General features: G+C 70.3%; 5 protein-coding genes and 1 pseudogene. 3 read left to right on the top strand and 3 right to left on the bottom strand.

Translation table 11 applies throughout. The annotated features are described in order from the left end of the window. Together ACZ5Y0_RS36800 and ACZ5Y0_RS36795 are read left to right on the top strand one after the other, a co-directional pair. Window positions 1-385: pseudogene (locus tag ACZ5Y0_RS36800) on the top strand (hypothetical protein); the annotation flags it as partial. Window positions 386-667: 282 nt separating this feature from the next. Beyond that, a complete protein-coding gene (locus ACZ5Y0_RS36795) occupies window positions 668-1,048 on the top strand; it encodes a hypothetical protein (protein WP_469132983.1) in 381 nt (126 codons plus the stop codon). Here the strand turns inward: ACZ5Y0_RS36795 and ACZ5Y0_RS36790 are convergent. Together ACZ5Y0_RS36790 and ACZ5Y0_RS36785 are read right to left on the bottom strand one after the other, a co-directional pair. Next, the gene (locus ACZ5Y0_RS36790; protein ID WP_469132982.1) at window positions 1,006-1,404 is read right to left on the bottom strand and encodes a PIN domain-containing protein; all 399 of its coding nucleotides are present in this window, start codon (window positions 1,402-1,404) and stop codon (window positions 1,006-1,008) included. The two genes, ACZ5Y0_RS36795 and ACZ5Y0_RS36790, sit on opposite strands and share 43 nt — an antisense overlap. Beyond that, a complete protein-coding gene (locus ACZ5Y0_RS36785; RefSeq protein WP_469132981.1) occupies window positions 1,404-1,679 on the bottom strand; it encodes a hypothetical protein in 276 nt (91 codons plus the stop codon). Before ACZ5Y0_RS36785 ends, ACZ5Y0_RS36790 begins: the two co-directional genes overlap by 1 nt. A 137-nt stretch (window positions 1,680-1,816) precedes the next feature. On the opposite strand from ACZ5Y0_RS36785, the gene ACZ5Y0_RS36780 reads away from it, so the two are divergent. Continuing rightward, entirely contained in the window at window positions 1,817-2,986 is a 1,170-nt protein-coding gene (locus ACZ5Y0_RS36780) for a hypothetical protein (RefSeq protein WP_469132980.1), read from the top strand. Window positions 2,987-3,728: 742 nt separating this feature from the next. Here the strand turns inward: ACZ5Y0_RS36780 and ACZ5Y0_RS36775 are convergent. Next, entirely contained in the window at window positions 3,729-4,184 is a 456-nt protein-coding gene (locus tag ACZ5Y0_RS36775) for a hypothetical protein (protein ID WP_468414851.1), read from the bottom strand. Between the last annotated feature and the right edge of the window lie 72 nt (window positions 4,185-4,256).

Genomic DNA, 4,256 nt, shown 5'->3' with positions numbered 1-4,256 from the left:
CACCGACACCCTCACCGTCGTCGGCACCTGCCCCCCACAGACGATCAGCTTCGATGCCAGCCTCCCCACCGTCCTGCACACCCTCAACCGGCTCTGTGCCGGTCCCGGCACCCGTCCGCGAAGGCGCCACCGCATCGACGCTCTGACCACCTACGTCGCCGACACCGTCACCCGGCACTACACCCGCCACCCCGGCATCGAGATCCCCGTGCCAGAGCCGCGCTTCGCCGAGCGGGTCGCATGGCTGCTGACCGCCACCTTGCCGTGGAAGAGGCGAACCAGACCATCCCGGCCCTCCGAGCCAGGCCTGCCCGCCCGCCGGGCAACGCGCTCAAGCTACGGCCAGACGTCGACGACCACCACAAGCTGCACATCGATGATCTGACGGGTAGGCCGTCGACTGGTGGTCGTTTCGCTCACAGCTCCTCGGCTGCGGAGCTGATGATGCGCCAGGCCAAGGGATACGCCGGCCGTGACGCGAAGGCGCAGATGCGGTGCTCGCGGGCGGCGGACCTGGCCAACGAGGCGCACGAGTTCTAGACCCGCGACGAGGAGTGACACGCCGGCCCCTGGTACGCCGTGCCTGCCCCACCCACTGCCCGGCGCCCGCCGGCCTGGCTGTCTGGTCCCGGCCCGTGCGCTGGCCCGCCGGCTCTACGGTGCACTGGTGAGCGACGAGACGATGCAGTCGGCCGGCGGGGACGTCCTGCCGATAGTCGACGAGGCTCTGGCTGCGGCGCTGACCGCACAGGGCGAACCGGAGTTGCGGGCATTGGACCTTCTGCAGAACGCGCGCCGGATCCTGAACGGCGGTCTTCTCCGGCATTCGGCGGAGGTTGCGGAGTCGTGCCTGCGCGGCGCCGCGGACGCCCTGCTGAGCCTGCCGGGCGCCCCGGCCGCGCCGGTGGGCCTGAAGCCCGCGGCCGCCGGCCTGCTCGACGCCGTGGACGCCGTCCCCGCCCTCCGGATTGCCGCCAGCGGTACTCCGGCCGGCCGGGCGGGCGGTTACTGGTCGGGGTGGACGGCTTGGACGCCGGTGCCGGCGTAGGCCTTGGGGGTGAGGGTGAGCAGGTACCGTCCGGTGGGGTGGGTGGGGGAGGGGCGGGCGGCGTGGATGGCGTGGACGGCGGCCCAGGAGTGTCCGAAGCGCAGCAGTTCGGTGGCGGTGACCGCGGCGTCGGTGTCGAACGCCTCGATCCGGATGAACCGCAGCCCCTTGATGTAGCCGAGCAGCCCGGGCCGCTCGGCGTCGCCGGCCGTCAGGGACAACACCGGCGCATAGAGGTCACCGAGTCCGCCGGAGGCCTGCACGTAGAACGCCGCGACCGCCTCGTTGAACGGGTCCTTCGGGTCGTACAACGCCGCGGCGGTCGTGTGGTCCAGGACGACCGCGATCCCCGCCACTACGCGGCCGCTCGCGGACCGTGCGCGGCGGCGCCCAGACGCTCCAGCAGGGACCGGGCCTTCGCCTCCGCCTCCGGGCTCGGCGCGCTGCCCAGGGCGGAGGCGAGCTCGGCGCGAGCCAGCTCGGCACGCTCGGCGTACTCGGCCTGCGTGGGCGTGCTCTGCGCGAGGTCCTCGACCAAGCTGCGGATGGTGGTGCCGTGCTCGGCCGCCAGCTGGGCGAGCCGGTCCCGCGCGGCCGTGCTCACCTTGATGCTCGTCTCGTCTGCTGCCATGTCCTGACTCTACCGCTGCTCCTCTACTGACGGTAGAGGAGCAGCGGCGTGACTTCTCAACGCCCCCGCCCCCTGCCGCGGCACCGCTGGTCGGGCGCCCGCCCTGGATCGTCAGGGGTGGCTGCTTTCATGACGCCATGAGTACTGTGCACGAGACCGCCGCCCTCCTCCCCGATCCCGTCCGACTCCGTGCCCATCTGCGTGCCCTGGCCGCCCTGGACGGGGCGATCGGTGACGATCCGCGGTTTTGCCAGTACACCTTCGACCCCACCTGGGGCCCCGGTGTCGAGGCGGCCCTGATGGAGAGCGGCTCCGGAGACGACTTCGCTGTCCTTTTCACTCCGGCCGGTGTGCTCATACGCGGCTTCGACCACGAGTCGCAGATGAGTCCGTACGGCACGGACGACGAGCAGGTCTGGCCCGGTGTCATCGACGAGGTGCCCGCGGCGCTGCGCCCGCTCCTGGACGAGCCCGCCTTCCATGACGAGGGCATCGACGCCCCTCGGGTCACCGCCTGCCTGTGGCAGGCGGCCGGCGACACCGCCTGGCGCACCGGCTCGGCCATCGCCTTCCCGAAGGGCAGCGAAGACCCGGACGGCTCCGGCTTCCTCTTCCACCTCCTCACGGACCGCTCCCCTGAGGCCGTTCAGGCATGGTTCGAGGACTACTACGAACGCCCCGTGCCCCTCGACGCCGTCCGCCACGTCCTCGCCGGACACCCCCTCACCCCCGCGGTCGCCGATGCCCTCAATCCGGCCGCCCTCTCCGAGAGCGCACTGCTTCGAAGGATCGCCGCACACCCCGAGGTCGCCTCCTACCTCTCCTGCGACGGCGAGTTCGACCTTGCCCGCACCGACCCGATCGAAGCGATAGCCCTGCCCAACGCTCTCCCGGTGGAGCCCATCGCCGGCTGCAACGCGGGCGGCACCCACTACCTTTGCGGCCCGGCTACCCCCGGCGGCCCCCGCCCCGTCCTCTACACCGACTCCGAGTGCCGGGCATCGCTCATCGCCGACTCTCTCGCCGAGGCCCTGACCCTCGCCATCGTCCTGCCGTCCTGGCACGACGCCCTGGCCGGCTTCCGGCCCCCGGCCCTCAACTCCGACTACCTCGACGACCACCCGGACCACCCCGCCGTCCGTAACCGCCTCCTTGCCGCACTGCGACTTCCCCCGGCCACCGACCGCGAAGTCCTGGACCGCCTGCTCACCACTGCCGCTCGCACCGTCCGCGACGGGTTCCTTCCCTACGTTCTCGACGACGACGAGTCCGCCTTCGAGCCGATGCTCGCCCGCACCGTCCGCTGACTAAGGGCTGTCCGCGAGGTCACGCTGCGTACGGTCTGATCGTTTGCCCGCACTGCACTGCACTGCACTGCACTGCGGGCTCACATCTTCCTCAACCGAGCCGAGCCGTACGGCGCCCCGAAGAGGAATCGAGCAGGGCGGGATCAGCGGCCGTCGACGAGCCGAATGGAGGTGTGCCCAGAAGGGGCGGTGAGAGGATCTTGGGGTTGTGTGGCCGGCTCATTCCCATTCCCAGAGGGTGAGGAAGTCTGGATGGCGTCGCCATTGCCGGGCGATGGTGTGAGGGCGTCCCAGGTACCTGCGAGGGCAGGTTCATTGCCCCATTCCCGATACGCCCTCGCCTGGGCCAGTAGCGCGCGCACCGTATCGTTGAGGGCTTGCACGGCTCGGTCTGTGTCGGGGGCCACGGGGCGGCTGAGCATCACGGGGTCCGTGCGGGCGAAGAGGAACCGGGCCAGTTCAGTGAAGCGTTCTTCGGTGTACTCCTCGGCTGCCCTGCTGCCTCGTACTGCTCGTCCACGGCCGGTTCCTTTCCTGCGGCATGCTTCACGCCACGCGATCGAGGGCAGCATCTCGCCGCCCGAGGACTCCCTTGCCCTCGCCACCAGTTCGACATCGCCCCCAGCGGGCCCAGCCGGGGAGTGTTCCGCTGTATAACCCGGATGCCGAAACGATGACGGCAGCGAAAGAGGCATCCCTGGGCCCATCGGCACAGCGCTGGACTCTGGCAGCGCTTCCATGGTCACAGCCGGGTGGTAAACCGTCCGTCGGGCTGTTTCCGCAGCCAGCCGCGGTCGGACAGCCTGATCAGTTTTCCGCGCAACGGCTCCAGCTTGCTCTTCACGCCGATGTCCACCCCCAGCACTTCGCCGACCTGCCGGGCCTTGACCGGGCCGGCGGCCTGCCGCACGACGGAGAGAATGCGCTGGTAGTCCGGCGGAAGCATGGTCTCCTCCACATTCGCCGCACGGTGCGGGATGACCATCACCGCACGTCCCCCCACCTGCCCAGGGACCGGCGCGAACACTGCCCGTTCCTCGGCGATCTGCTCGCTCATCCGTTCCAGGACCTTCTCAGCAACGGCGAGCTCGTCACGCTCGGCCCGGACCTCTATCAGCTGCTTGGCCAGCTGCTCTTCGAGCTCATCCAGTTCCGCACGCCGCGCGGTGATCCGTTCCAGCAACTCGGGATCCAGCATGCACCGGATCGTAGAGGGTCATCCGGCCCCAGCAGGTGGGAATCGGTTGTATGGGGAGGTCGGCGTCTGGAT

It is taken from the genome of Streptomyces sp. NPDC033216 (genome assembly GCF_055577115.1).
This window is presented reverse-complemented; position numbering and strand designations above follow the sequence as displayed.

Bases quoted from the DNA above. Each gene is read 5' to 3' on its own strand.
- ACZ5Y0_RS36780 (WP_469132980.1), top strand. From the start codon at position 1,817: ATGAGTACTGTGCACGAGACCGCCGCCCTCCTCCCCGATCCCGTCCGA.
- ACZ5Y0_RS36775 (WP_468414851.1), bottom strand. From the start codon at position 4,184: ATGCTGGATCCCGAGTTGCTGGAACGGATCACCGCGCGGCGTGCGGAA.
- ACZ5Y0_RS36785 (WP_469132981.1), bottom strand. From the start codon at position 1,679: ATGGCAGCAGACGAGACGAGCATCAAGGTGAGCACGGCCGCGCGGGAC.